The sequence below is a fragment of the Arthrobacter sp. STN4 genome (assembly GCF_024539665.1).
Classification (GTDB): Bacteria; Actinomycetota; Actinomycetes; order Actinomycetales; family Micrococcaceae; genus Specibacter.
Genome location: NZ_JAKZGX010000011.1, coordinates 34,546 through 60,054, shown reverse-complemented (window position 1 = coordinate 60,054; position 25,509 = coordinate 34,546). Strand labels below are relative to the sequence as shown.

The window sequence follows — 25,509 nt, the reverse complement described above, 5'->3', positions numbered from 1 at the left end:
GTGGCCTCATTCGCATCCTGGATCTTTGCGCACAGGGCGCCTGTTCCCACTATTCTTGGATGAGGTGAAAAATATAATCAACCCGTTTGCACGTATGTGCAGAAAGGCCGTGGGAACCGTGACGAGCAAACGTGCAAAGCAGTCGGACACCCTCCGCGCTGCACAAATGTACTATTTGCAGGACCAGACCATGGATGCCATCGCCCGGGAGCTGCGGACGTCCCGTTCCACGGTCTCCCGGCTCCTGTCCACGGCACGGGACACGGGCCTGGTGCAGATCCAGGTCAAGACGCCCGCAGACAGGGCCCCCGAGCTGGAGCGGGCCATCCGCCAGCGCTACCAGGTGGACGTCCACGTGGTTCCGGTCTCCGACACGCTCGACGACCTGGAGGTGCTGGACCGGGTGAGCATGCAGGCGGCACGCACCATCACCACGCTGGTGGACTCCAACGCCGTCATCGGCGTGGCCTGGGGCTCCACCCTCAGCGCGGTCAGCCGGCACCTGACCCGCAAGACCACCCACGGCACCACCATCGTCCAGCTCAACGGGGCCGGGAACACCCAGACCACCGGCATCACCTACGCCTCCGAGATCATCCGCCGCTTTGGCAGCGCGTACGGGGCCAAGGTGGAGCAGTTCCCCGTCCCTGCGTTCTTCGACAATGCCCGGACCAAGAACATGATGTGGCAGGAGCGCAGCGTCCGGCGCATCCTGGAACTGCAGGAACGCATGACCACGGCCATCTTCGGCGTGGGCTCCATGAACGCCGACGTCCCCAGCCACGTCTATGCCGGCGGCTACCTGGATTCAACGGACCTGGACGAGCTGGAGGCCAGCGGCGTGGCCGGCGACGTGGCCACGGTCTTCTTCCGCGACGACGGCAGCGACGCGGGAATCGTGCTCAACGACCGCTCCAGCGGGCCCTCCCTGGACAGCCTGCGCAAGGTCCGGCGCCGGATCTGCGTGGTTTCCGGGGCGAGGAAGATCAAGGGCCTGCGGGGCGCGCTCGCCGCCGGCCTGGCCACCGACCTGATCGTGGACGAGGGCACCGCACGGGAGCTCGTCGAGGCGGACGCGCACTCCAGCGACCCGATCTTCGGTTTCCTCAACAGCCTGGACGGGCTATAGCGCCTGCCCGGCCGTGCCACACCCGTCCGGCACGGATTCCTCGGTAGAGTCGTAGTCATGCACCTGGCACCCAAAGTACCGCTCAACAACGGCGTCACCATCGACGCGCTCGGCTACGGCGTCTACAAGGTCCCGGCGGCCGACTGCGCCGACCTGGTGTCCACCGCCCTGGACATCGGCTACCGCACCGTGGACACCGCGGCCCTCTACGGCAATGAGGAGGGCGTGGGGCAGGCGGTCAAGGGCGCGGTCGCTGCGGGGACCCCGCGCGAAGACCTCTTCGTGACCTCCAAGGTGTGGAACGACCGCCACGGCTACGACTCCACCCTGGCCGCCTTTGACGAGTCCATGGGCCGCCTGGGCCTGGACTACCTGGACATGTTCCTGATCCACTGGCCCTGCCCGGAGCAGGGGAAGTACATTCCGACGTACCGGGCGTTGGAAACCCTGTACCGGGAGGGCCGCGTGCGGGCCATCGGCGTGAGCAACTTTGAACCGGAGCACCTGCACCGCCTGCTTGACACGGCCGAGGTGGTCCCGGCCGTCAACCAGGTGGAACTGCACCCGTGGCTGCAGCAGCGCGAATTGCGCGCCCTCCACGCACAGCTGGGCATTGCCACGCAGGCCTGGAGCCCGCTGGCCCGCGGGCAGCTCCTGGACGACCCGGTCCTGGCCGGCCTGGCGGCGGCGCATGGCCGGTCCACGGCACAGGTGGTGCTGCGCTGGCACGTGCAGTCCGGCCACCTGGTGATCCCCAAGGCCTCGAGCCGGGAGCGGATGTCCGCCAACCTCGATGTCTTTGGCTTCGCGCTGACGGACGCCGACATGGCCGCTGTGGCCGCCATGGACAGCGGACGCCGCTCCGGTTCCAACCCCAACAACGTCAACTAGCCGGCCGGTGAGGGAGAACGTGAAGGAAAGTACGACGCCGGGCCCCGCGCCCATCGCTGTTGACCTGTCCGCCCGTTCCGGCACCCACACGGTGGAGGTGGCCGGGACCGCGGTGCGGTACTGGGACTACGCCCCCGTCGAGTGGACGCCCGCCACCCGCACCATCGTCATGGTGCACGGCTTCCGGGGCGACCACCACGGCCTGGAACGGGTGGTGGAGCTGCTGCCGGACCACCGGGTCATCATGCCTGACCTGCCCGGCTTTGGCGCCTCACCCGCCTTCGAACACACCGAGCACAGCGTGGACGGCTACGGGGAGTTCCTGGCCGGGTTCCTGGACGCGCTGGCACTGGGCGGGAACACCGTGCTGCTGGGCCACTCCTTTGGCTCCATCGTGGCCAGCCACTTCGTGGCGGCGCACCCGGGCCGGACGTTCCCGCTGATCCTGGTCAACCCCATTGCCGCCCCCGCCCTGGAAGGCTCCCAAGGCATCATGGCAAAACTCGCCGTGTCCTACTACTGGGCCGCTGCCAGGCTCCCCGCACCCCTGGGCAACGCGCTGCTGCGCAACTGGGCCATCGTGCACGTGATGAGCATGGCCATGGCGAAGACGAAGGACCGCACGCTGCTGGCGTTTATCCACGGCCAGCACCACGCCTACTTCAGCGCCTTCGCCAACCGGGACATGCTGCTGGAGTCCTTTCGCGCCTCCGTGGGCGGCACGGTGCGCCAGGTTGCACAGCAGCTGGCCGTGCCGGTGCTCCTGATCGCCGGGGCCGAAGACCAGATCGCCACGCTGCCCAACCAGCACAAACTCATGGAACTCCTGCCCGACGGCGAACTGGTGGTCATCGGCGGCGTGGGCCACCTGATCCACTATGAGACCCCGCAGCCGGCCGCTGCCGCCATCAACAACTTCCTGGAAAGGCACCCCGCCCCGTGACGCCCCGCAGCACCCCGGCCCCCCCTCACGACGGAGGCACGGCCGGCAGCCAGGGAGCCGCCGGCCCCGGCACCCGCCGGCCCCGGATCGTCATGGATGCCCGCTTCACCCGGCTGGACCACCACGACGGCATCAGCCGGTACGGCGCCAGCCTCATGGCCGCCGTCGCACCGTACGCGGACGTGACCATGCTCATCCACGACGAGCGCCAGCTGGCGCTGCTGCCGCAGCTGCCCTGGGTCAAGGTCAACTCGCCGCTGTCGCCGGTGGAACTGTTTGTTGCCCGCCACGTAAACAAGCTCCGCCCCGAGCTGGTGTTCTGCCCCATGCAGACCATGGGGAGCTGGGGCCGGAAATACCCGCTGGTGCTGACACTCCACGACCTGATCTACTACGAGCACCCGGCCCCGCCGGGCTTCCTGCCGGCGCCGGTGCGCGTGCTGTGGCGCCTGTACCACAAGGCGTACTGGCCGCAGCGGCTGCTGCTGAACCGGGCGGACACGGTTGCCACCATCAGCCGGACCACGCTGGGGCTGATGGAGAAGTTCCGGCTGACGCGCAGGCCCATCCGGATTGTCGGCAACGCACCCCAGGGCGGGCGCGTCCCGCGGGACCCCGCCGTGGCACCGGAAAAGTCCCTGGCCTACATGGGCTCGTTCATGCCGTACAAGAACGTGGAGACACTCATCGCCGGAATGGCCGGGCTGCCGGACTTCACGCTGCACCTGCTCAGCCGCATCACCCCGGAACGGCGCGCGGAGCTGGAGGCACTCATCCCTGCGGGCGCCAGGGTGGTGTTCCACAACGGCGTGACGGATGCTGCGTATGACGAACTGCTGCTGCGCACCACGGCCCTGGTGACGCTTTCCAAGGCCGAGGGCTACGGCCTGCCGCTGGTCGAGGCGATGGCCCTGGGCACGCCGGTGGTCGTGGCGGACACGGACATCTTCCGCGAAGTGGGCGGCACGGCCGCGCACTACGTCCCGGCCGACTCCCCCACCGCCTTCGCCGCCGCCGTCCGCGCCCTGGACGACCACGAGGCCTGGGCCGCCAGCTCCACGGCCTCCGTGGCCCGGGCGGCAACCTTCAGCTGGGACGATTCCGCCAGGGAACTGCTCGCGATCGTCGAGGAACTGCGCACACGGCGGTGATGCCCGCGTTGCACGGCATGGCGGAGCGGGCGTTCCGGGATGAAGCTTCCGCTTCGCTGAAGCCGGCGCCTAGATGTAGCAGCCGCCTAGATGACGTCGACGCCGTCGCAGCGGACCTGGACGGGCTGGCCGACGCGGCGGGCGGCATTGGACGCCTTGAGGGCACGCATGGCCGCCGTGACGGTGCCGGCGATCCCGTACGGGAAGAACAGCAGCGTGCGGTAGTCGGGGGCCTCCCCCGGAGCGGCCGGCCTGCCGGGGGACGGAGCGGGGAAGCGGGACGCCGCCAGTGGGGCGGGACCGATGACACGCACGGCCGCCGGCAGCTTGAGCGCGGCGGTGAACGCTTCCACGTCGTGCTCCGGGCCGGTCAGCGAGGCGACGCGGACGGCCGGCGGCAGGCCCAGCCCGTGGCGCAGCCCGAACTCCCGTTCGGCATAGCCGGCAGGGTCCCAGCGGACCAGGGCCGCCACCTCCACTGAGTCCTCGGCCGTCACCACCACGACGCCGCCGTCGCGGGCCGGGCGGACCAGCGCGGCCGCGTTCATCCACCGGCGCAGCGTGTCCTCCCCGGCGCGCAGCGATTCACGCCGCAGCAGGGAGTCGCCGTCCAGCAGCAGGGCCGCGGCGTAGCCGCGGGGCGCCACCGGTTCGGCGCCCACTGTCGCCACGACGATGGCCGGACGGTCGGGGATGACGGTCTTGATGTGGTCGCCGGAGGAGGAAACCACGGTGGCCGAGGGGAACGCCCGGCCCAGTTCCTCGGCCGTCCGTGAGGCGCCGACCGCCAGCGCCCGCAGGGACCGGTTGCCGCAGGTGGGGCAGTTGAAATTGTTTTCGGCGCGGCCGCACCACCGGCAGATGACCAGCACCTGCGTGGACCCGTCGGCACGGGCCTGCATGAGCGGGCCGGTGCAGGCGGTGCAGCGCGCCACTTCGCGGCAGCGCTGGCAGGCGAGGGCCGGGGCGTAGCCGGTCCGCGCCACCTGGACCAGGACGGGGCCGGCAGGCAGCGCCGCCCGGGCGGCTTCCCAGGCACGGTGCGGCAGCCGCGCCAGGGACGCCAGGGGGTCGCGTTCCTGTTCGTAGCTGTCCGAGGTGCTGATGACCCGGGCTGTGGCGGTGCGGGCCGCGGGCCGTCCGGCCACGAGGGACTGCGCCCAGCCGGTGGCCACGAGCCGCTGGGATTCGATGCTGCGGCTGTGGCCGGCCATGAGCACTGCCGTGTCTTCAATCCCCGAGCGCAGCAGGAGGACGTCGCGGCTGTGCTGGTACGGGGCGCGGCGTTCAAGGTGGAGCTCGTTGCCGTCGTCCCAGCAGCACACGAGGCCCAGATCCTGCACGGGGGCATAGGCTGCCGAGCGGGTGCCGATGACGATCTTCACCTCGCCGCTGAGCACGCGCAGGAAGTTCCCGTAGCGCAGGGTGGGGCCGTCGTCGGCAGTCAACTTCACAAAGCTGCCCGCCGGCAGCACGGCGGCAAAGGCCTGGTCAAGCAGCTCAAGGTCGCGCAGGTCCGGGACCACCACGATGGCGCCGCGGCCGGAGAGCCGGCAACAGGCCGCCGCCTCGGCCAGCTGGTGGTGCCACGACTGCGGGCCGTAGCCCTGCAGGGACTGCAGCACCCCCTTCGGCGAGGCGCCCATGGCCAGTTCCGCCAGGAACTCCCCGGCGTGGGAGTAGCCGGTGAACAGCGATGCGCCGGGAAGGGCCGGCGCCGCGGGCAGGGGGACGGCACCGCCGGCCTCAGCGGGCCCGCCCGGTCCGGCGGCGCCGCCCGCATCCGGCGCCTTGCGCAGGTAGTCCTTTTCCAGGCTGGCCACGCGGGGCGGGACGGCGACGCGCAGGACGTCGGCCACGGTGCCGCTGGAGCGCGCAGCCACCTGGCGGGCGAGTTCGAGCACCTGCGGCGCCAGGACCGGGACGGCCGAATAAACGCGGGACAGCGGCACCAGCCGCTCCGATTCCGATTCGGCGACGCGGTCCACGAGAAAGGCGTTGAGGTCCTGGCCGGAAAACTTCACCCGGACACGCACGCCCGGGCGGGCCTGCCCGTCGAGGGTCGTGGGCACCGAATAGTCGAAGATCCGGTCAAGGTGCGGCAGCGGTGAGTCGATGGACACCCGGGCCACGGGAAGCAGCGGGGCCAGTTCCACCCCGCTGTGCGGGTCCGCCACCCGTTCACGGCCCACGAAGCCGCTGAGCAGCGAAAGCTGGACGCCCTCCTTACGGGGCTGTTCCTGTCTGTCGTCCATGGCGTCCTCCTCCCCTGCCGTGCCGGCCCCGTTGCGAACTGCCGGGCCGGTCACGAAACCTGCCACCGGGGCCGCCGCCCGGCCCCACAACCAGCCAACCACAGGGCACCGACATGCGGACGGCCCCCGGGGCCGGTTGTGGACAACGCCCGTGCGTTGGCGGCCTTAGGCGTTGAAGAAGGCCTTCAGGGCGTCCACGCGGTCCAGGTTTTCCCACGTGAAATCCGGGTCGTCCCGGCCGAAGTGGCCGTGCGCGGCGGTCTTGGCGTAGATGGGGCGCTTCAAGTCCAGGTCCCGGATGATGGGACTGGGCCGCAGGTCGAAGACGGCCTCGATGGCCTGCTCGATCCGCCGAGGGTCCACGGTCTCGGTGCCAAAGGTCTCCACGTAGATGCCCACGGGGCGTGCCACGCCGATGGCGTAGCCCACCTGCACCTCGGCACGGGCGGCGAGCCCGGCGGCCACGACGTTCTTGGCCACCCAGCGCATGGCGTACGCGGCGGAACGGTCAACCTTTGACGGGTCCTTGCCGGAAAATGCGCCGCCGCCGTGCCGTGCCATGCCGCCGTAGGTGTCCACGATGATCTTGCGCCCCGTGAGGCCGGCGTCGCCCACCGGGCCGCCCACCACAAAGGGGCCGGCCGGGTTCAGGTGCGTCTTCACGGCCGAGAAGTCCAGGCCGGAGGCGTCCAGGACGGGCGCGATGACGAATTCCTGCAGGTCCGCCCGCAGCCGGTCCAGGGACGTGCCTTCGGCGTGCTGGCTGGAGATGACCACGGTGTCCACGGAGACGGGGACGTCGCCGTCGTAGCCGATCGTGACCTGGGTCTTGCCGTCGGGGCGCAGGTAGGCCAGCAGGCCGGACCTGCGCACGTCGGTCAGCCGTTCGGAGAGGCGGTGGGCCAGGAAGATCGGCGTAGGCATGAAGGATGCGGTCTCGTTGCTGGCGTAGCCAAACATGAGGCCCTGGTCGCCGGCACCCTGCGCGTCGTCCTCGTCCACGGCCGTGCCTTCGCGGACCTCCAGCGAGTTGAAGACGCCCTCGAAGATGTCCTGGGACTGCTGGCCGATCGATACCGACACGCCGCAGCGGGCCCCGTCGAAGCCGTTGGCGGAGGAGTCGTAGCCGATGTCCAGGATGGTGTTGCGCACAATCGCGGGGATTTCCACATACGCATCCGTGGTCACTTCCCCGGCGACATGGACCAGGCCGGTCGTGGCCATGGTCTCCACTGCGACGCGGGAATTGGGGTCCTCGGCCAGCAGCGCGTCCAGGATGGCGTCGCTGATCTGGTCGCAGATCTTGTCCGGGTGGCCTGCGGTCACGGATTCAGAGGTAAAAAGGCGCAAGGGGTTCGCTGTTGTCACTGCTCTACTCTACTAGTTTGTTGGCGGGCGCCGGCAGGCGCGGGGCGTGGGATGGCACACGGGGGCGGGCCGCCCGGTCAAGTGGTGCCGAGGCGCTCCGCGATGACCCGTACGACGGCGTCCGCCACCTGGCGCTTGGACCCTGCGGCCTGCACGGGGCCGGCACCGTCGCGGGCCAGGATCTCCACCTGGTTCCCGTCCCGGCCAAACACCCGCTCCTGCCCCGTCTCGCCCGGGCCGACCTCGTTGACCACGAGCAGGTCGCAGCCCTTGCGGGCCAGCTTGGCCTCGGCATAGCTGCGGGCATCGTGTTCCTCGTCGCCAGTCTCTGCGGCAAAGCCGACAATGAGCTGGGACAGGTTTTGCGCGGCGCGGTGCGCCACGACCTCCGCCAGGATGTCCGGATTGCGGACCAGCTTGATGACAGGGTCGGCGACGTCGTCGCGTTTTTTGATCTTGCCCGCGGAGATGGTGGCCGGGCGGAAGTCCGCCACGGCGGCCGCCATGATCACCACGTCGGCCCCTGCGGCCGCGGACAAGGTGGCCGCCCGCAGTTCCAGGGCGGTGTCCACGCTGTGCAGCTTGGCGTCCGGCGGCGGGGCCACGTCCATGTGCCCGTGGATCAGCATCACCTCGGCGCCGGCCGCGAGGGCTGATTCCGCCAGCGCGACGCCCTGCTTGCCGGAGGACTTGTTGCCAAGGAACCGGACCGGGTCCAGCGGTTCGCGGGTGCCGCCCGCTGTGATGACGACCCGCTTGCCGGCCAGCAGCCGGCTGCTGCCGTCGGCAGGTGCGGCGCCCGCGGCCGGCGCACCGGCCGCGGCATGGGAAGGCGCGGTACCGGCGGAACGATCAGTGCCGGGGGAAGGTACGGGGGCCGGGGACCCGGCGTCGTCCGCGGCGGAAGGACGGCCTCCCTCCACCAGCGCCATCGCGGCGGCGAAGATTTCCGCGGGCTCCGGCAGCCGGCCGGGGCCGCTGTCCGGGCCGGTGAGCCGGCCGGTGGCGGGCTCCAGGACATGCACGCCGCGTGAACGCAGGGTGGCCACGTTCGCGGCGGTGGCCGCATGCCGCCACATTTCGGTGTGCATCGCGGGGGCGAAGAGGACCGGGCCGCGCGCCATGAGCAGCGTGGTGGTCAGCAGGTCGTTGGCCAGGCCCGCGGCCGCCTTGGCCAGCACGTCGGCCGTGGCGGGTGCCACCACGATGAGGTCCGCCTCATGGCCGATCCTCACGTGGTTGACGCTTTCCACCGCGTCAAAGACGCTGTTGGTGGCGGGCCGGCCGCTGAGCGCCTCCCAGGTGGCCACGCCGACAAATTTCACGGACGCCTCCGTGGGGATGACCGTGACCTGGTGGCCCGCCTCGGTGAAGAGGCGCAGCAGCAGGGCGGACTTGTAGGCGGCGATACCGCCGCCCACCCCCAGGACGATGTTCAGTGCGGCCAAGGAACGCAATCCGCCCTTATGCGGTTTCGATCGGGGTGGAGACCAGCAGGCCCTCGTCGATCTCGCGGAAGGCGATGGAGAGGGACTTCTCGTTCAGCTTGGTGTCCACCAGCGGGCCCACGTACTCAAAGAGGCCCTCGTGGAGCTGCGCGTAGTACGCGTTGATCTGGCGGGCGCGCTTGGCACCAAAGATGACCAGCCCGTACTTGGAGTCCGCGGCCTTCAGCAGCGAATCAATGGACGGGTTGATGATGCCTTCGGGCTGTGTAGTCAATTTACTTCTCCAAAATGTGTATGGGTGGTGCCGGGTCAGCCACGGTGGTTGGGGGTTAGCCCCATCAGGGTGACAAGCTCGGCTGCGGCACGGCTGACATCATCGTTGACGATGGTGAAGTCAAACTCCGGTTGGGCAGCAAGTTCCAGTTTAGCCGTTTCCAGCCGGCGGTGCTGTTCCTGCTCCGATTCCGTGCCGCGGCCCACGAGCCGGCGGACCAGTTCATCCCAGCTGGGCGGGGAAAGGAACACGAAATCGGCTTCCGGCATGGCCGCCTTGACCTGGCGTGCGCCCTGCAGGTCGATCTCCAGCAGCACGGAGCGGCCGGCGGCGACGGCCGCCTCGACGGAGCTGCGCAGGGTTCCGTAGCGGTTGGTGCCGTGGACCACGGCCCATTCCAGCAGGTCCCCGTGCGCAACGAGCTCGTCGAACTGTTCGGGGGTCTTGAAGAAGTAGTGCACGCCCTCTTCCTCACCGGGGCGGGCCTGCCGGGTGGTGGCGGAGACGGACAGCCACACCTGGGGGTAGTTGTCCCGGATGAACGTGGAGACGGTGCCTTTCCCGACCGCGGTGGGTCCGGCGAGGACCGTCACCCCGCAGCGCGGCTTGGTGCGCAGGGTGTTTTCGCCCGGAACGTGGACGGCGCCGCCGGTCACAGGCCCTGGCCCAGGTAGTCGACGAGCATGCGGCGCTGGTGGATGCCCAGGCCCCGCAGGCGGCGGGTCGGGGCTATGCCCAGCTCGCTCATGATCACAGTTGCACGTACCTTTCCAATGCCCGGGAGGGCTTCCAACAAGTCTGTCACCTTCAGCCGCCCCAGGGCCGGTTCTGCGGCGGAGGCCGCTATGACGTCCGCCACGGACACGTCCCCCGTCTTGAGGCGCCGCTTGGTGTCCGAGCGGACGGTCCGGGCTGCCGCGGCCTTTTTCAGCGCCGCGGCCCGTTCCTGGTCTGAGAGTGGCGGCAAACTCACAACGGGCTCCTTGGCGTGGCAGCGGTGCGGACAGGTTCTGCACTACGGGGTGTGAATCGAACCTATCCGCACCTGGCCGCGAAAATCAATCCACAGCCGGCGGCACCGCCGCCCCTACAGACCCTGCAGGGTTTCCTGCGCGGCCCGGCGCAGGCCGGCAACGCTGGGCCCGGCCTGCAGGATGCCGCGGCTGGAGGTGGCCAGGACGGCCGGGTAGGCGGCCCCGAAGGTGTTCTTGATGTCCGACGCCGTTGCCCCCTGGGCGCCGAGCCCCGGTGCCAGGAGGGGCCCGTGCACGGCGGCCAGGTCGATCCCCAGCTCCGACAACGCGTTCCCCACCGTGGCGCCGACCACCAGGCCCACCGATCCGAGGGCCGCCCCGGCGTAGCGCTGGTTTTCGACGGCGGCCGCCCGGGCGATGCGCCGGGCCACCGAGTCGGCACCGCCCACGTGCTGGACGGAGGCGCCTTCCGGGTTGGAGGTCAGGGCGAGGACGAACACGCCGCGTCCGTTGGCGGCGGCCAGGTCCAGTGCCGGGCGCAGCGACTCAAAGCCCAGGTAGGGGCTCAGCGTCACGGAGTCCGCGGCGAGGGCCGAGCCGTCGCGCAGCCAGGCGTCGGCGTAGCCGGCCATGGTGGAGCCAATGTCCCCGCGCTTGGCGTCGGCGATGGTCAGCACGCCGGCCCGGGCGGCCGCAGCGAGCAGTTGCTCGAGCACGGCCAGCCCGGCCGAGCCGTGGCGTTCATAGAGGGCCACCTGCGGCTTGATGGCGGCCGCCACGGGTTCCACCGCTTCCAGGACGGCCAGCGAGAACGTGCGCAGGGACTGCACCGAGTCATCCAGCCCCCAGGCCGCGAGGAGCCCGGGGTGCGGGTCCACGCCCACGCACAGCGGGCCCCGGTCCGCCATGGCGGCGGCGAGCCGTGCCCCGAACGGTTCGCGGGTGCCGGCCTGCCCCGGGCGCGGGTCCCGGGAAGCCGGGCCGGCGGGGTCCGCGCTAGGCATTTTGCGCCGCCAGGCCGGCCTGGAGGACGGCCGCGTGTTCCTGCAGGCTGGTGACGCCCCACTCGTAGCTGCGCAGCGCCTCCATGGCCTGGACGGCTACGTTGAACTCCGCCACCGTGGTGATGCAGGGGCGGCCGTTGGAGACGGCCGCGGCACGGATCTCGTAGCCGTCGCCGCGCGCCTGGCCGCCGGAGGGGGTGTTGAAGACCATGTCGATCCCGCCGTCGTTGATGAGGTCCACAATGGTCGTCCCGCCGGCAGTGTCCTCGCCGATCTTGCGCACGGTGGTGGCAGGGATGCCGTTGCGGCGCAGCACATCGGCGGTGCCGCCCGTGGAGACGATCTCGTAGCCGAGGTCCACGAGGCGCTTGACGGCCATGATGATGGAGCGCTTGTCCCGGTTGGCCACCGAGACGAACACCTTGCCGGAGACGGGCAGGGCCCCGTTGGCCGCGGCCTGGCTCTTGGCGAAGGCCGTGTCAAAGTGCTTGTCGATGCCCATGACCTCGCCGGTGGAGCGCATTTCCGGGCCAAGCAGGGAGTCCACGACGTGGCCTTCGGGGGTGCGGAAGCGGCTGAAGGGCATGACGGCTTCCTTCACGGCCACCGGGGCACGGTCGGGCAGGGTGCCGCCGTCGCCCACTTCGGGCAGGATGTGGTGGACGCTGCGCAGGTGCGCGATGGACACCCCGGTGCCGATGAGGGCGGCCGCCTTGGCCATCTGCACGCCGGTGGCCTTGGAGACGAACGGCACGGTGCGCGAGGCGCGCGGGTTCGCCTCGAGCACGTAGAGGACATCGGAGGCGAGGGCGAACTGGATGTTGATCAGCCCGCGCACGCCCACGCCCTCGGCGATGGCGCGCGTGGCCTTGGCGACGCGTGCCTGCACGTCCTTGCCCAGCGTGATGGGCGGCAGCACGCAGGCGGAGTCGCCGGAGTGGATGCCGGCCTCCTCGATGTGCTCCATGATGCCGCCCAGGTACATGTCCTTGCCGTCATAGAGGGCGTCGACGTCGATTTCGATGGCGTCCTCGAGGAACCTGTCGATCAGGACGGGGTGTGCCTCGGTGATTTCCGTGGCGTTCTTGATGTAGCGCGAGAGGTTGGCCTCGTCGTAGACGATTTCCATGCCGCGCCCGCCCAGGACGTAGGACGGGCGGACCAGCACCGGGTAGCCGATCTCGTCGGCGATCTTCTTCGCGTCGCTGAAGGAGACGGCCGTGCCGTTCTTGGGCGCGACCAGCCCGGCCTCGTCCAGGACGCGGGAGAACATGCCGCGGTGCTCGGCCAGGTCGATCGCCTCCGGGGACGTGCCCAGGATGGGCACGCCGGCGTCGGCCAGCTCCTGCGCCAGCTTCAGCGGCGTCTGGCCGCCGAGCTGGACGAAGACGCCCATGACGCCGCCGGTGCGTTCCTCGGCCGCAATGACCTCCAGCACGTCCTCGAGCGTCAGCGGCTCAAAGTACAGGCGGGTGGAGATGTCGTAGTCGGTGGAGACCGTCTCCGGGTTGCAGTTGACCATGACCGTCTCGTAGCCGGCCTTGCGCAGTGCCATGGAGGCGTGGACGCAGGAGTAGTCAAACTCGATGCCCTGGCCGATGCGGTTGGGGCCGGAGCCGAGGATGATGACGGACGGCTTGGCGTGCAGGCCGATCTCGTCCTCTTCGTCGTAGGAGGAGTAGTGGTACGGGGTGTAGGCGGCGAACTCGGCCGCACAGGTGTCCACGGTCTTGTAGACGGGGCGGATGTCCAGTGCCCGGCGGACGCCGCGCACCACGGCCTCGCTGTTGTGCGTCAAGGCGCCGATCTGTGCGTCGGAGAAGCCGTGGCGCTTGGCCAGCCGCAGCATCTCCGGCGTCAGGGCCGTGGACCGGCGGATGGAGACGGCCACCTCGTTGAGCAGGACCAGCTGGTCCAGGAACCAGGGGTCGATCCCCGTGGCTGCGTAGAGTTCCTCCACGGTGCCGCCGCCGAGCAGGGCACGCTGGACCTGCGAGAGGCGCTCCGTCGTCGGGCGCTTGGCGGCCTCGATGAGCTCCGGGACGTCCAGGGCGTTGACGGAGGAGAAGTCCAGGCTGGCGCCCCGCTGTTCCAGGGAGCGCAGCGCCTTCTGCAGGGCCTCGGTGAAGTTGCGGCCGATCGCCATGGCCTCCCCGACGCTCTTCATGGTGGTGGTCAGGGTGGGGTCCGCCGCGGGGAACTTCTCGAAGGCGAAGCGGGGCACCTTGACGACGACGTAGTCCAGCGTGGGCTCGAAGGAGGCCGGGGTCTTCCGCGTGATGTCGTTGGGGATCTCGTCCAGCGTGTAGCCCAGCGAGAGCTTTGTGGCGATCTTGGCGATGGCGAAGCCGGTGGCCTTGGACGCCAGGGCCGAGGAGCGCGAGACGCGCGGGTTCATCTCGATGACGACGACGCGCCCGGTGTCCGGCTCGATCGCGAACTGGATGTTGCAGCCGCCCGTGTCGACGCCGACTTCGCGGATGACGGCGATGGAGATATCGCGCAGCTTCTGGTACTCGCGGTCCGTCAGCGTCATGGCCGGGGCCACGGTGATGGAATCGCCGGTGTGGACGCCCACCGGGTCAAAGTTTTCAATGGAGCAGACCACCACGACGTTGTCGTTCTTGTCCCGCATCATCTCCAGCTCGTATTCCTTCCAGCCGAGGATGCTCTCTTCAAGCAGGACCTCGGTGGTGGGGCTGTACTGCAGGCCCTGGCCCACGATGCGTTCCAGGTCTTCCGGGGTGTAGGCCAGCCCGGAGCCCAGCCCGCCCATCGTGAAGGACGGGCGGACCACCATGGGGTAGCCCAGGTCCTCGGCCGCCGTGTAGGCCTCGGCCATGGTGTGGATGATGTGGCTGCGGGCCGATTCGGCGCCGCAGCGGGCCACGACGCCCTTGAACTTTTCGCGGTCCTCGCCCAGCTCGATCGCGGCGATGTTGGCGCCGATCAGTTCCACGTCGTACTTGGCCAGCACACCGTTTTTGTCCAGGGCGATGGCCGTGTTCAGGGCCGTCTGCCCGCCCAGGGTGGGCAGGACGGCGTCGGGCCGTTCCTTGGCGATGATCTTCTCCACCACCTCGGGGGTGATGGGCTCGACGTAGGTGGCGTCGGCGAACTCGGGGTCGGTCATGATGGTGGCCGGGTTGGAGTTGACGAGGATGACCCGCAGGCCCTCCTCCTTCAACACGCGCAGCGCCTGGGTGCCGGAGTAGTCAAACTCGGCGGCCTGGCCGATGACGATCGGGCCGGAACCAATGACCAGGACGGACTTAAGATCTTCTCTCTTCGGCATTACTTGGCTTCCTCGGTCTTGGTCTTGGCGGTTTTGTTGTGGTCCATCAGCGCGATGAAACGGTCGAACAGGTAGGCGGCGTCGTGCGGGCCGGCCGCCGCCTCGGGGTGGTACTGGACCGAGAAGGCGGGGATGTCCAGGCACGACAGGCCCTCGACCACCTGGTCGTTGAGGCTGATGTGGCTGACCTGGACCCTCCCGAAGCGTTCCTCCGGGGCCTGGGTGGCGCCCTCCAGCGGGGCGTCGACGGCGAAGCCGTGGTTCTGGCTGGTGATTTCGACCTTGCCGGTGCTGCGGTCCATGACCGGCTGGTTCATGCCACGGTGGCCGTAGCGCAGCTTGTAGGTGCCAAAGCCCAGCGCGCGGCCCAGGATCTGGTTGCCGAAGCAGATGCCGAAGTAGGGCACGCCGGCTTCCAGGAAGCTGCGCACAAAGCCGACCTGGCGGTCCGCCGTGGCGGGGTCGCCGGGGCCGTTGGAGAGGAATACGCCGTCGGGCCGGTACGCCATGGCCTCCTCAAAGGTGGTGGAGGCGGGCACCACGTGGACGCGGACGCCGCGCTCGGCCAGGCGGTGCGGCGTCATGGACTTCATGCCCAGGTCCAGCGCGACGATGTTGAAAAGCGTCTCGCCCTCCCAGCCGTGGTCGGCCGGTTCGACGGCGTAGGCCTTCGGCACGGTGACCTCTTCGGCGAGCTGGAGGCCCTCCATGGACGGCTGGGCGAGGACTTCGCCGAGCAGTTCGGCCTCGGGGCGGGCGGCGGCGTCGCCGGAGAAGATGCCGGCCTTCATGGCGCCGCGCTCGCGCAGGTGCCGGGTGACGGCACGGGTGTCCACGCCCTGGATGCCCACGATCCCCTGGGCGGCAAGTTCGTCGTCGAGCGTCCCCTCGGAACGCCAGTTGGAGGGGCGGCGGGCGGCGTCGCGGACCACGTAGCCGGCAGCCCAGATGCGGGTGGACTCGTTGTCCGCGGCGTTGACGCCGGTGTTGCCGATGTGGGGGGCCGTCTGGACGATCAGCTGGCGGGCGTAGGAGGGGTCGGTCAGGGTTTCCTGGTACCCGGTCATGCCGGTGGTGAACACGGCCTCCCCGAGAGCGCTTCCCACTGCGCCATAGCTGGTGCCGCGGAACGCGCGGCCGTCTTCCAACAGCAGCAGGGCAGGTGTCGTTGCCTGTGCGGGCACGCTTGCTTCACTCATTCTCATCGTTCTTTCTTCCGTGGTCTGCGTCAGGTAATTCTGTTGCGGGCGGGTCCGGCTGCGCCGGGACCAGTGCCCGGAGGGCCGTCACGAGCGGCTTTTTCGCCGCGGCGTCGGTGGTGCGGAAGCCGGTGTCCACCAGCTTCTCCCCCAGCCGCCAGGTGATAACGACCAGGCCGTCCTTTTCGACAAATTTTCCGGCCATCCCCGCCTGTGTGGAGACTTCCGTCATGGCGTCCGCGGCGATGTACACGTCCGCGGCCCCCTTGCGGAGCAGGAGCACGCCGGTGGTGCGAAGTTCCAGGGTGGCGTTGGTGCGGATGCCCATGCCGTGCGCGGCGATCCTGTCCAGCCAGTCCCCGGCGGAGGTGGTGGTGACGTACTGGCCGGCCACACTCAAGGCGGCGGGCCCGGCGTCGTCCGGGACGGCGGGGAGCCCCGCAATGCCGGCCTGACGTCGGAGCCGGCCGCGCCAGCCCCACCACATGAGCACAAAGATGGCCAGCAGGATCGCGAACGTGATCAGCACCGGGACGGTGCGCGCGCCCACTAGTTCGCCCCGTGGAGGCAGGGGGTGTTCAGCGCGCCGTCCAGGACCGTGGGATGGCCGCGGAAGAACGTGGCCACCACGCGCCCGGGCAGTTCAAGTCCGGCAAACGGGGAGTTGCGGCCCTTGGTGGCCATGGCCTGCGGGTCCACCGTCCAGCGGGCGGCCGGGTCCACCAGGACCAGGTTCGCCGGCTCCCCCACTTCCAGCGGGCGGCCCTGGTCCGTGAGCCGGCCGATCCGTGCCGGGGTGGTGGAGGTGACGCGGGCAAAGTCCGCCCACGTCATCAGGCCGGTCTCGATCATGGTTTCCTGGACCACGGACAGCGCAGTTTCCAGCCCGGTCATGCCCATGGCGGCGGATGCCCACTCGCAGTCCTTGGCTTCGCTGGGGTGCGGGGCGTGGTCGGTGCCGACGATGTCGATGGTGCCGTCGGCCAGCGCCGCGCGCAGTGCGTGGACGTCTTCGTCGGCCCGCAGCGGCGGGTTGACCTTGTAGACGGGGTTCCAGCTGCGCACGAGTTCCTCGGTCAGCAGCAGGTGGTGCGGGGTGACTTCGGCCGTGACGTTGATGCCGCGTTCCTTGGCCCACCGGATGATCTCCACCGACCCTGCCGTGGAGACGTGGCAGACGTGCAGGCGGGAGCCGACGTGCTGGGCGAGCAGGACGTCCCGGGCGATGATGGATTCCTCGGCGACGGCGGGCCAGCCGGCCAGGCCGAGGACGGCGGAGACCTTGCCTTCGTTCATCTGGGCGCCGGCCGTCAGGCGCGGCTCCTGCGCATGCTGGGCGATGACGCCGTCGAACGCCTTGACGTATTCCAGGGCCCGGCGCATCATGACCGGGTCGCTGACGCAGATCCCGTCGTCGGAAAAGACGCGGACGCGGGCGCGCGAATCGGCCATGGCGCCCAGCTCGGCCAACTGGTCCCCGGCCAGGCCCACGGTCACGGCACCGACGGGGCGCACGTCCACCCAGCCGGATTCGCGGCCCAGCTGCCAGACCTGCTCCACCACGCCGGCCGTGTCGGCCACGGGCGAGCTGTTGGCCATGGCATGCACCGCCGTGAAGCCGCCCAGGGCCGCGGCGCGGGTGCCGGTCTCCACGGTCTCGGCGTCCTCGCGTCCGGGTTCGCGCAGGTGGGTGTGCAGGTCCACCAGGCCGGGCAGGGCAACCAGGCCGGCGGCGTCGATGACGGTGGTGCCGTCGTGGTCCAGTCCGTCGCCGATGGCGGCGATGGCCCCGTCGCGGACCAGCACGTCCGCCGTCGCGCCGCCCAGCAGGGAGGCCGAGCGGATGAGGTAGCTTGCGGGGGTCATGGCAGGTCCTTTACAAGGGGCAGGGCGGCAGATGGGGCGGGTGCCGGGGTGGACTTCAGGTCCCCTGAGAGCAGCAGGTAGAGGGCGGCCATGCGCACCGAGACGCCGTTGCGGACCTGGTCCAGCACGGTGGAGCGGGGCGAATCCGCGGCGGCGGAGGAAATCTCCAGGCCACGGTTCATGGGGCCCGGGTGCATGACGATGGTGTCCTTGAGCGCCAGCGCGTCCAGGCGGGCGAGCCGGGCGTCGTCGAAGCCCCAGCGGCGGGCGTATTCGCGGGTGGAGGGGAAGAAGGAGGCGTTCATGCGTTCGGCCTGCACGCGCAGCATCATGACCGCGTCCACGCCCTTTTCCAGGGCCGCGTCCAGGTCGTAGCTGACCTCGCAGGGCCAGTGTTCGACGCCGACCGGCAGCAGGGTGGGCGGCGCCACGAGCGTCACCCGGGCGCCGAGCGTGCGCAGCAGCCATACGTTGGAGCGGGCCACGCGCGAGTGCAGCACGTCCCCGGCAATGATCACGCGCATGCCGGCGAGATCCCCGCCCACGGAGGGCGTGCCGGCCAGCCCGGCCCAGTGGGCGCGCATGGTGAAAGCATCCAGCAGTGCCTGGGTGGGGTGGGCGTGGGTGCCGTCGCCGGCGTTGATGACGGCGGCGTCGATCCAGCCGGAGTTGGCCAGCCGGGCCGGGGCGCCCGAGGCCCAGTGCCGGATCACTACCGCGTCCGCGCTCATGGCCTCGAGGGTCTGGGCGGTGTCCTTCAGGGACTCGCCCTTGGACACCGAGGAGCCCTTGGCGCTGAAGTTGATGACGTCAGCGGACAGCCTTTTGGCGGCGGCCTCGAAGGAAATCCGGGTGCGGGTGGAGTCCTCAAAGAACAGGTTCACCACGGTGCGCCCGCGCAGGGCGGGCAGCTTCTTGACCTCGCGTTCGCCCACCGCCGACATTTCCTGGGCGGTGTCCAGGATGGCGATGGCGTGGTCCCTGCTGAGGCTTTCGGTGTCCAGCAGGTGCCTCATGCGCCGGCCTCGATGACAACTTCGTCGACAGTGCCGGGGCCGTCAATTTCGGCCAGCCGCACACGCACCTTTTCAGCGGAGGACGTGGGCAGGTTCTTGCCCACGTGGTCGGCCCGGATGGGCAGTTCGCGGTGGCCGCGGTCCACCAGGACCGCCAGGCGCACTGCCTGGGGCCGGCCGAGGTCGACGAGGGCGTCCAGGGCCGCACGGATGGTGCGCCCGGAGTACAGGACGTCGTCCACGAGCACCACCACCTTGCCGTCGATCCCGGAGGCGGGCAGTTCCGTGCGCTGCGGGGCACGGGTGGGCTGGTGGGCCAGGTCGTCGCGGAACATGGTGACATCGAGCTGTCCGGTGATGGCGGCCGGGTCGATGCTGGGATCGGTGGCGGCCAGCTTGGCGGCCAGGCGCTGCGCGAGCGGGAAGCCGCGCCGCGGAATGCCCAGGAGCAGGAGGTTTTCCGAGCCTTTGTTGGCTTCGAGGATTTCATAGGCAATGCGGGTCAGCGCACGGTCGATGTCCGCTGCGGATAGGACCATGCGGGACGGGCTGGGCGCTGCTGCGCCGGACGTGCGGTCCCCGGATGGTGCAGAGGTGCTGGTCATTTCCCTGGTGTCCCCTTTCCCCGCCTCACAGGACGGAATTAAAAGGTTGGTTAGTGCTTCCCAAGCTATCACAGCGTGCCTCCCCTCCTCCCCGGCAGCTCCCGCCGCCGGCAGGCCCGCCACGGCTCCCCGGCCGCCGCCGCGGGCCTCCGCGCGGGGCCGCCCGGCCGCTATAGGCTTAGGCGCATGACCGAACCGGGAAACTGGCGTGACCAGCAGTGGCAGCATCCGCAGGGCGGCGGGCCGGTGCAGCCGCCCGGGGGCGCCCCGGGCTCCCAGCTGACCCCCGCCCCCGCATATTGGGCCCATCCGGCACCGCCCGCGCACCGTGCCAAGCGGCGCACGCCCACGGCGAAGGTGACCAACATCATCGTGCTGTGCCTCTTCGTGGTCGTGGCCCTGGGCACCCTGGTGGTATTTTCCTTCTCCATCGGCACGAGCGTTTTTCTTGTCTGCGGGGCGCTGGCCCTGATCCCCCTGGCGATTTGCGTCCTGACGCTGGTGTGGATCGACCGGTGGGAGCCGGAGCCGAAGTCGGCACTGGCGTTGGGCTTCTGCTGGGGTGCAGGCATGTCCGTGGTGACCGCGCTGGTGGTGGGCGGCTGGGTGCAGCCCCTGCTGATCGCCTCCAATGCCTCCGCCGATCCCGGCATGGTCGGCGCCGTGGTGCAGGCCCCGCTGGTGGAGGAAGTCTGCAAGGGCGCCGGCGTCCTGCTGCTGTTCTTTCTGCGCCGGCGCACCTTTGACGGCCCCGTGGACGGGGTGGTCTACGCCGGCATCATTGCCGCCGGCTTCGCCTTCACCGAAAACATCCTTTACTTCGGGCAGGCCTTCAACGAAAGCGGCGGCCAGCCCGGCGGCCTTCTGGGGATCTTCGTCATGCGCGGACTGATGTCCCCGTTCGCGCACGTCATGTTCACCGGCGCCCTGGGCGCCTGTGTGGGCTATGCAGCCCGCCACGGCGGCACCGCCATGGTGCTCGTCGCCTGGGTGGTGGGCCTGGTCCCCGCCATGTTGCTGCACGGCCTGTGGAACAGCCTCACGTTCATCCACGGCAACTTCTTCGTGCTGTACCTGCTGCTTCAGGTGCCCATCTTTGTCCTGTGCATCACCGGCATCATCTTCCTGCGCCGGGCCGAGGCCAGGCTGACCCGGCGCCGCCTGTCCGACTACGTCCCGTCCGGGTGGTTCAGCCAGCCCGAGGTGCCGATGCTCGCCTCCGGTGCGGGCCGGCGTCGTGCGCTGGCGTGGTCCAAGACCTTCGGCGCCGAGAAGGTCATGCGGGAGTTCATCCGGCTGGCCACCAGGCTGGCATTCACACGGCAGCGGATCCTGGTGGATGCCAAGGGCGGCGCGGGCGGCGCCGCGGCGGCACGTCTCGCCGCCGCACAGGCGCAGGAGCTGCAGCTGCTCAACGCCGTCACGGCCGCCCGCAGCGAGCTGCTGGGCCGTCACGGCGCCGCGGCCTGGCAGGCCCGCCAGCACCCCTGAGCGGGCCCTTAAACGCAACTGGTTGCCAGTTGTTGCGGGTGATCAACTGATAAAAGTTGATGAATCCGCAACAACTGGCACCCAGTTGGGCGTGGGCCGGTGGACGCTAGGCGAGCAGGGTGGGCTTGACCTGTTGCAGGCGGCCCAGGAGCCCGTTGACGAACTGGGGAGACTCGTCCGTGGAGAGCACCTTCGCCAGCTCGACGGCCTCGCTGACCGCAACGGCGTCCGGGACGTCGTTGTTGTACAGCAGTTCCCAGGCGCCCAGGCGCAGGATGATGCGGTCGACGGCGGGCATGCGCTCCAGCGTCCAGCCCTGCGAATACGTCTGCAGGTGTTCGTCGATCTCCTCCTGCATGGCGCTGACGCCCTCGACCAGGTCAACCGTGTACGGGTTGATGATCTGGTCAGTCTTTTCACGGCGTGCGGTCAGCGCCGAAAATGCCGTGACGCCGCGCTGCTCGGACTCGAACAGGATGTCAAGGGCCCGGCGGCGGGCCTTGCTGCGTGCCGAGTTCGGCTTGCCCGAGGGGCCGTTTTGACTGCCGGCCACTACTCGTTGACTCGTCCCTGGTAGCTGCCGTCACGGGTGTCGACCTTGACCAGGGTTTCGTTTTCCACGAACAACGGCACCTGGATTTCGTAGCCGGTCTCCACGGTGGCGGGCTTGGTGCCGGCCGAGGACCGGTCCCCCTGCAGGCCGGGCTCCGTGTAGGTGATGCGCAGCTGGACTGACGGCGGCAGTTCCAGGTAGAGCGGGTTGCCCTCGTGGAGGGCGATGGTGACATGGAGGTTTTCCAGCATGAAGTTGGTCGCGTCGCCCACCACGGAGGCGGGCACGGTCAGCTGGTCGTAGTTGTGCGTGTCCATGAACACGAAGTCTTCGCCGTCCTGGTACAGGTACTCGTAGTCCGAGCGGTCGACGGTGGCTGTCTCGATCTTCAGGCCGGCGTTGAAGGTCTTGTCGACAACCTTGCCCGAGAGGACGTTGCGCATCTTGGTGCGGACGAACGCACCCCCCTTGCCGGGCTTGACGTGCTGGAACTCGATGATGTTCCAGAGTTGTCCTTCAAGTTTGAGAACAGTGCCGTTCTTGATGTCGTTGGTCGTTGCCACAGTAGCCTCTAACGTATAAGTGTTATCAAAAATCCCTTGACCATGTTACAGCATCGGGTGCCCGCGTCCCGCAGTTCCCGGTGGTCGTGCCTGCTAACCGCGCTCCTCCAGGTCCAGGGCGCGCTTGAGGGAAACGGTGGAGGAATAGATGGCCGCGGCGTCCGCCCCGGCCGCCACGCGCTGGTCCAGGGCCGCCGAGAAGCTGCGCGCCGCGGCCGGGTAGTTGCCGTTGCAGAAGAACACCTTGCCCAGCTGCTGGTTGATCCAGGCCCCCATGGACGGGTCCCCCACGGTGGGCAGCAACGCCTTGAGCACATGCTCCGCCCGGTCAAACTGCCCCCCGGCACGCAGCACCTCCGCGTCCAGGACCTGCAGCCGCAGCGATTCGGGGTCCAGCAGGCGGGCGTCGGCCGCCATCTCCGCGGCCTCGGCGTGGAGTCCGCGGGCCAGCAGCACGAAGACGTGGTCGGCCGCATCCCCGGATTCCTCCAGCGCAGCGGCGCACTGTTCCTCATCCACCACTTCCGGCAGCAGGGTGTGGGGGTTTACCGCCGTGCCCGGGAATCCCGCGAAGGGCCAGTCCTTGAGTCCCATCTAGGCTGCAATCTCCTGGTAGGCGGCGAAGAGCAGCGAAGGGTCCGGCACGTCCAGGATGCCGGGACGGCCGATCCCGTCCAGGACCACGAAGCGCAGCAGGTCCCCGCGGGTCTTCTTGTCCCGGCGCATGCCGTCCAGCAGTGCCTGCCAGCGGTCCTTCCGGTAGCTCAGGGGCAGGCCCATGAGCTCGAGGATGCTGCGGTGGCGGTCGGCGTCGGCGTCGCTGAGACGGCCCACGCTGCGGGCCAGCTCGGCGGCGAACATCATGCCGACCGAGACGGCCGCGCCGTGCCGCCACGAGTAGCGTTCGGCGTGTTCGATGGCATGGCCGAGGGTGTGGCCGTAGTTGAGGGTCTCACGCAGCCCCTGCTCCGTCAGGTCCGCGGAGACCACCTTGGCCTTGACGGCAATGGCGCGTTCGATCAGCTCGCGCAGCACGTCCGAGCGCGGGTCCTTGATGGCCTCCGGGTTGCCTTCAATCAGGTCCAGGATGACGGGATCGGCGATGAAGCCGCACTTGACCACCTCGGCCATGCCGGAGAGGAGTTCGTTCGGCGGCAGCGTGTCCAGGGTGTCCAGGTCCGCCAGCACGCCCGCCGGCGGGTGGAAGGCGCCCACCAGGTTCTTGCCTTCGGCGGTGTTGATGCCCGTCTTTCCGCCCACGGCGGCATCCACCATGCCCAGCAGGGAGGTGGGCAGGTGGACCACCTTGACCCCGCGCAGCCAGGTGGCGGCGACGAATCCGCCCAGGTCGGTCACGGCGCCGCCGCCGACGGCGACGATGGCGTCCGAGCGGGTGAAGTCGTTTTGTCCCAGGACCTGCCAGCAGAAGGCGGCGACCTGGATGTGCTTGCCTTCCTCGGCGTCGGGGATCTCCGCGGTCAGTGAGGTGAACCCGGCGGCCGCGAGGTCTTCGCGCACCGCCTCGCCCGTGGCCCGCAGCGCGCGGGGGTGGACCACCAGCACCCGTTTGACCCGCTCCCCCAGCAGGCCGGGGAGCTGGGCCAGGAGGCCGCGGCCCACCACAACGTCGTAGTTGTCGGTGGGGGCGGTGCCGGTGACCTTGATGACGGTGTTCATTGCATTCACGGTGCGGTGTTCTCTTTCCTTGATTCAGCGGCCAGGAGGGCAACGAGCTGGTCGACCAGCTCCGGCACGCTTGACTTGCCGACGTCGAGCGTGAGGTCGGCCAGGCGGTCGTAGACGGGGCCGCGGGCTGCCGCCAGCCGGGACCAGGCTGCGAGGGGATCGGCCGCCAGCAGGGGCCGGCCGGTGTTGCGGATGATGCGGTCCTTCACGGTTTCCACCGTGGCCCGCAGGAAAACGACGGTGGCGCGGGCCAGCAGCTGCTGCGTGCCGGTGTCAAGCACGGCGCCCCCGCCCAGGGAGAGCACCACGGCCTTGGGTTGCTGCGTGTCCAGGACATCGGCCACGGCGCGCGCCTCCAGCTGGCGGAAGTGCCGTTCGCCGCGGGAGGCAAAAATGCGCGGGATGGCCCCGTGCCTGGCCACGATCCGCTGGTCGGTGTCGACAAAGTCAATCCCGAGCTTGCGGGCCAGTTCGGCGCCGATCACGGACTTGCCCACGGCCATGGGCCCGATCATGGCGATCGGGCGCTCCGGCCGGTACTGCGGCTCCCCGGATGGACCCGTGCCCGCTGCCATCAATTCCCCAGTGTGTCCAGGTTGGCCGGGATGGCGGCCAGGTAGCTGTCCATGTTCCGCCGGGTTTCGGCCATCGAGTCCCCGCCGAACTTCTCCACGAGTGCTTCGGCCAGTACGAGGGCCGTCATGGCCTCGGCCACGACGCCGGCGGCCGGCACGGCACACACGTCCGAACGCTGGTGGTGTGCCTTGGCGGCTTCGCCGGTGGCCACGTCTATGGTTTTCAGCGCGCGCGGCACGGTGGCGATGGGCTTCATGGCCGCCCGCACACGCAGGACGTCGCCGATGCTCATGCCGCCCTCAATGCCGCCGGCGCGGTTGGAGGTGCGCATGACCTTGCCCGTGGCATCGCGCACGATTTCGTCGTGGGCGGCGGACCCGCGGCGGGCGGCGGTGGCGAAGCCGTCCCCCACTTCCACGGCCTTGATGGCCTGGATGCCCATGAGGGCCCCGGCCAGGCGGGAGTCGAGGCGGCGGTCCCAGTGCACGTAGCTGCCCAGTCCCGGCGGCAGTCCGTAGGCGAGGACCTCGACGACGCCGCCGAGGGTCTCGCCTTCCTTGTGGGCGGCGTCGACCTCGGCCACCATGGCGGCGGAGGTGGCCGCGTCAAAGCAGCGCAGCGGGTCGGCGTCGAGGGCGGCGACGTCGTTGAAGGTGGGGACGGCGGCATCCGCCGGGGACGCCACGCCGGCAATCTGGACGGTGTGGCTGACCAGGTGGACGCCGGCGGCGGCCAGGATCTGCGCGGCCACCACGCCCAGGGCCACGCGGGTGGCCGTTTCGCGGGCGCTGGCGCGTTCCAGGACGGGGCGGGCCTCGCCGAAGCCGTACTTTTGCATGCCGGTGAAGTCCGCGTGGCCGGGCCGGGGGCGGGTCAGGGGCGCGTTGCGTGCCTGCTCGGCCAGCTCGGCGGGATCCACGGGATCGGCCGACATGACCTGTTCCCACTTGGGCCATTCGGAGTTGGCGATCTGGATCGCAACAGGCCCGCCCTGGGTCAGCCCATGGCGTACGCCGCCCAGGATGGTGACGACGTCCTGCTCAAACTTCATCCGCGCGCCGCGGCCGTAACCGAGCCGGCGCCGGGCCAGCGCATCCCGCACCAGGGCGCTGGTGAGCTCCACCCCGGCCGGAACGCCTTCGATAATTCCCACAAGGGCCGGTCCATGTGATTCCCCGGCCGTCAACCATCGCAACATATCGTCCATCCTGCCATGTTCTGC

The 25,509-nt window shown here is 69.6% G+C and carries 24 protein-coding genes; 5 read left to right on the top strand and 19 right to left on the bottom strand.

All coding sequences use genetic code 11. From position 1 onward, the window contains the following. The first annotated feature begins 166 nt into the window (after positions 1-166). The 4 genes from MMF96_RS10110 to MMF96_RS10095 all read left to right on the top strand — a co-directional run bounded on the left by MMF96_RS10110 (position 167) and on the right by MMF96_RS10095 (position 4,114). Positions 167-1,129 carry a sugar-binding transcriptional regulator gene (locus tag MMF96_RS10110; protein ID WP_306295826.1) on the top strand — a complete coding sequence of 321 codons (963 nt, stop codon included), beginning with the start codon at positions 167-169 and terminating at the stop codon, positions 1,127-1,129. A 57-nt stretch (positions 1,130-1,186) separates the two neighbouring features. After that, positions 1,187-2,020 carry an aldo/keto reductase gene (locus tag MMF96_RS10105; RefSeq protein WP_176615898.1) on the top strand — a complete coding sequence of 278 codons (834 nt, stop codon included), beginning with the start codon at positions 1,187-1,189 and terminating at the stop codon, positions 2,018-2,020. Between the two features lie 52 nt (positions 2,021-2,072). After that, on the top strand, positions 2,073-2,963 hold the full coding sequence (locus tag MMF96_RS10100) for an alpha/beta fold hydrolase (RefSeq protein ID WP_375141426.1): 891 nt from the start codon (positions 2,073-2,075) through the stop codon (positions 2,961-2,963). 92 nt (positions 2,964-3,055) lie between these two features. Then, positions 3,056-4,114 carry a glycosyltransferase family 1 protein gene (locus MMF96_RS10095; RefSeq protein ID WP_256883495.1) on the top strand — a complete coding sequence of 353 codons (1,059 nt, stop codon included), beginning with the start codon at positions 3,056-3,058 and terminating at the stop codon, positions 4,112-4,114. An 86-nt stretch (positions 4,115-4,200) separates the two neighbouring features. Here the strand turns inward: MMF96_RS10095 and MMF96_RS10090 are convergent, their stop codons facing one another. The 13 genes from MMF96_RS10090 to pyrR form a co-directional block, all read right to left on the bottom strand. Beyond that, entirely contained in the window at positions 4,201-6,369 is a 2,169-nt protein-coding gene (locus tag MMF96_RS10090) for a primosomal protein N' (protein ID WP_256883466.1), read from the bottom strand. Positions 6,370-6,534: 165 nt separating this feature from the next. Next, positions 6,535-7,737, bottom strand: coding sequence for a methionine adenosyltransferase (gene metK / locus MMF96_RS10085; RefSeq protein ID WP_256883465.1), 1,203 nt, complete (start codon positions 7,735-7,737; stop codon positions 6,535-6,537). A 77-nt stretch (positions 7,738-7,814) separates the two neighbouring features. Next, entirely contained in the window at positions 7,815-9,176 is a 1,362-nt protein-coding gene (locus MMF96_RS10080; protein ID WP_256883494.1) for a phosphopantothenate--cysteine ligase family flavoprotein, read from the bottom strand. Between the two features lie 25 nt (positions 9,177-9,201). Continuing rightward, the gene (gene rpoZ / locus MMF96_RS10075; RefSeq protein WP_176615894.1) at positions 9,202-9,459 is read right to left on the bottom strand and encodes a DNA-directed RNA polymerase subunit omega; all 258 of its coding nucleotides are present in this window, start codon (positions 9,457-9,459) and stop codon (positions 9,202-9,204) included. A gap of 35 nt (positions 9,460-9,494) precedes the next feature. After that, the gene (gene gmk / locus MMF96_RS10070) at positions 9,495-10,115 is read right to left on the bottom strand and encodes a guanylate kinase (RefSeq protein WP_375141425.1); all 621 of its coding nucleotides are present in this window, start codon (positions 10,113-10,115) and stop codon (positions 9,495-9,497) included. Continuing rightward, positions 10,112-10,432 carry an integration host factor, actinobacterial type gene (mihF, locus tag MMF96_RS10065; protein WP_176615892.1) on the bottom strand — a complete coding sequence of 107 codons (321 nt, stop codon included), beginning with the start codon at positions 10,430-10,432 and terminating at the stop codon, positions 10,112-10,114. Before mihF ends, gmk begins: the two co-directional genes overlap by 4 nt. Positions 10,433-10,546: 114 nt before the next feature. Beyond that, on the bottom strand, positions 10,547-11,437 hold the full coding sequence (gene pyrF / locus MMF96_RS10060; protein WP_256883464.1) for an orotidine-5'-phosphate decarboxylase: 891 nt from the start codon (positions 11,435-11,437) through the stop codon (positions 10,547-10,549). Next, the gene (carB, locus tag MMF96_RS10055) at positions 11,430-14,732 is read right to left on the bottom strand and encodes a carbamoyl-phosphate synthase large subunit (RefSeq protein WP_256883463.1); all 3,303 of its coding nucleotides are present in this window, start codon (positions 14,730-14,732) and stop codon (positions 11,430-11,432) included. Before carB ends, pyrF begins: the two co-directional genes overlap by 8 nt. Next, positions 14,732-15,931: a glutamine-hydrolyzing carbamoyl-phosphate synthase small subunit gene (carA, locus tag MMF96_RS10050; RefSeq protein WP_256883462.1), complete on the bottom strand. Its 1,200-nt coding sequence runs from the start codon at positions 15,929-15,931 to the stop codon at positions 14,732-14,734. The genes carB and carA overlap by 1 nt, the downstream gene beginning before the upstream one ends. Beyond that, complete coding sequence (locus MMF96_RS10045; protein WP_256883461.1) at positions 15,924-16,481, bottom strand: hypothetical protein; 558 nt, start codon at positions 16,479-16,481, stop codon at positions 15,924-15,926. Before MMF96_RS10045 ends, carA begins: the two co-directional genes overlap by 8 nt. Beyond that, the gene (locus MMF96_RS10040; protein ID WP_256883460.1) at positions 16,481-17,797 is read right to left on the bottom strand and encodes a dihydroorotase; all 1,317 of its coding nucleotides are present in this window, start codon (positions 17,795-17,797) and stop codon (positions 16,481-16,483) included. Before MMF96_RS10040 ends, MMF96_RS10045 begins: the two co-directional genes overlap by 1 nt. Further along, positions 17,794-18,813 carry an aspartate carbamoyltransferase catalytic subunit gene (locus MMF96_RS10035; RefSeq protein WP_176615887.1) on the bottom strand — a complete coding sequence of 340 codons (1,020 nt, stop codon included), beginning with the start codon at positions 18,811-18,813 and terminating at the stop codon, positions 17,794-17,796. The genes MMF96_RS10040 and MMF96_RS10035 overlap by 4 nt, the downstream gene beginning before the upstream one ends. After that, a complete protein-coding gene (gene pyrR / locus MMF96_RS10030; RefSeq protein ID WP_256883459.1) occupies positions 18,810-19,418 on the bottom strand; it encodes a bifunctional pyr operon transcriptional regulator/uracil phosphoribosyltransferase PyrR in 609 nt (202 codons plus the stop codon). Before pyrR ends, MMF96_RS10035 begins: the two co-directional genes overlap by 4 nt. A gap of 186 nt (positions 19,419-19,604) precedes the next feature. Between pyrR and MMF96_RS10025 the strand changes: the two genes are divergently transcribed. Next, on the top strand, positions 19,605-20,909 hold the full coding sequence (locus MMF96_RS10025) for a PrsW family intramembrane metalloprotease (protein WP_256883458.1): 1,305 nt from the start codon (positions 19,605-19,607) through the stop codon (positions 20,907-20,909). A gap of 106 nt (positions 20,910-21,015) precedes the next feature. Here the strand turns inward: MMF96_RS10025 and nusB are convergent, their stop codons facing one another. The 6 genes from nusB to aroC form a co-directional block, all read right to left on the bottom strand. Next, complete coding sequence (gene nusB / locus MMF96_RS10020) at positions 21,016-21,462, bottom strand: transcription antitermination factor NusB (RefSeq protein WP_176615884.1); 447 nt, start codon at positions 21,460-21,462, stop codon at positions 21,016-21,018. Then, positions 21,462-22,025, bottom strand: coding sequence for an elongation factor P (efp, locus tag MMF96_RS10015; protein ID WP_176615883.1), 564 nt, complete (start codon positions 22,023-22,025; stop codon positions 21,462-21,464). The genes nusB and efp overlap by 1 nt, the downstream gene beginning before the upstream one ends. A gap of 93 nt (positions 22,026-22,118) precedes the next feature. Further along, a complete protein-coding gene (locus MMF96_RS10010; protein ID WP_256883457.1) occupies positions 22,119-22,619 on the bottom strand; it encodes a tetratricopeptide repeat protein in 501 nt (166 codons plus the stop codon). Next, entirely contained in the window at positions 22,620-23,702 is a 1,083-nt protein-coding gene (gene aroB, locus MMF96_RS10005) for a 3-dehydroquinate synthase (RefSeq protein WP_218062965.1), read from the bottom strand. A 5-nt stretch (positions 23,703-23,707) separates the two neighbouring features. Next, on the bottom strand, positions 23,708-24,286 hold the full coding sequence (locus MMF96_RS10000) for a shikimate kinase (protein ID WP_176615880.1): 579 nt from the start codon (positions 24,284-24,286) through the stop codon (positions 23,708-23,710). Next, positions 24,286-25,485 (bottom strand): chorismate synthase, encoded by a 1,200-nt coding sequence (gene aroC, locus MMF96_RS09995; RefSeq protein WP_176615879.1) that lies wholly within the window; start codon positions 25,483-25,485, stop codon positions 24,286-24,288. Before aroC ends, MMF96_RS10000 begins: the two co-directional genes overlap by 1 nt. Positions 25,486-25,509 lie beyond the last annotated feature (24 nt).

Bases quoted from the DNA above. Each gene is read 5' to 3' on its own strand.
- MMF96_RS10110 (WP_306295826.1), top strand. From the start codon at position 167: ATGTACTATTTGCAGGACCAGACCATGGATGCCATCGCCCGGGAGCTG.
- MMF96_RS10105 (WP_176615898.1), top strand. From the start codon at position 1,187: ATGCACCTGGCACCCAAAGTACCGCTCAACAACGGCGTCACCATCGAC.
- MMF96_RS10095 (WP_256883495.1), top strand. From the start codon at position 3,056: ATGGATGCCCGCTTCACCCGGCTGGACCACCACGACGGCATCAGCCGG.
- MMF96_RS10090 (WP_256883466.1), bottom strand. From the start codon at position 6,369: ATGGACGACAGACAGGAACAGCCCCGTAAGGAGGGCGTCCAGCTTTCG.
- pyrF (WP_256883464.1), bottom strand. From the start codon at position 11,437: ATGCCTAGCGCGGACCCCGCCGGCCCGGCTTCCCGGGACCCGCGCCCG.
- carB (WP_256883463.1), bottom strand. From the start codon at position 14,732: ATGCCGAAGAGAGAAGATCTTAAGTCCGTCCTGGTCATTGGTTCCGGC.
- carA (WP_256883462.1), bottom strand. From the start codon at position 15,931: ATGAGTGAAGCAAGCGTGCCCGCACAGGCAACGACACCTGCCCTGCTG.
- MMF96_RS10040 (WP_256883460.1), bottom strand. From the start codon at position 17,797: ATGACCCCCGCAAGCTACCTCATCCGCTCGGCCTCCCTGCTGGGCGGC.
- MMF96_RS10035 (WP_176615887.1), bottom strand. From the start codon at position 18,813: ATGAGGCACCTGCTGGACACCGAAAGCCTCAGCAGGGACCACGCCATC.
- pyrR (WP_256883459.1), bottom strand. From the start codon at position 19,418: ATGACCAGCACCTCTGCACCATCCGGGGACCGCACGTCCGGCGCAGCA.
- MMF96_RS10025 (WP_256883458.1), top strand. From the start codon at position 19,605: ATGACCGAACCGGGAAACTGGCGTGACCAGCAGTGGCAGCATCCGCAG.
- MMF96_RS10010 (WP_256883457.1), bottom strand. From the start codon at position 22,619: ATGGGACTCAAGGACTGGCCCTTCGCGGGATTCCCGGGCACGGCGGTA.
- aroB (WP_218062965.1), bottom strand. From the start codon at position 23,702: ATGAACACCGTCATCAAGGTCACCGGCACCGCCCCCACCGACAACTAC.
- MMF96_RS10000 (WP_176615880.1), bottom strand. From the start codon at position 24,286: ATGGCAGCGGGCACGGGTCCATCCGGGGAGCCGCAGTACCGGCCGGAG.
- aroC (WP_176615879.1), bottom strand. From the start codon at position 25,485: ATGTTGCGATGGTTGACGGCCGGGGAATCACATGGACCGGCCCTTGTG.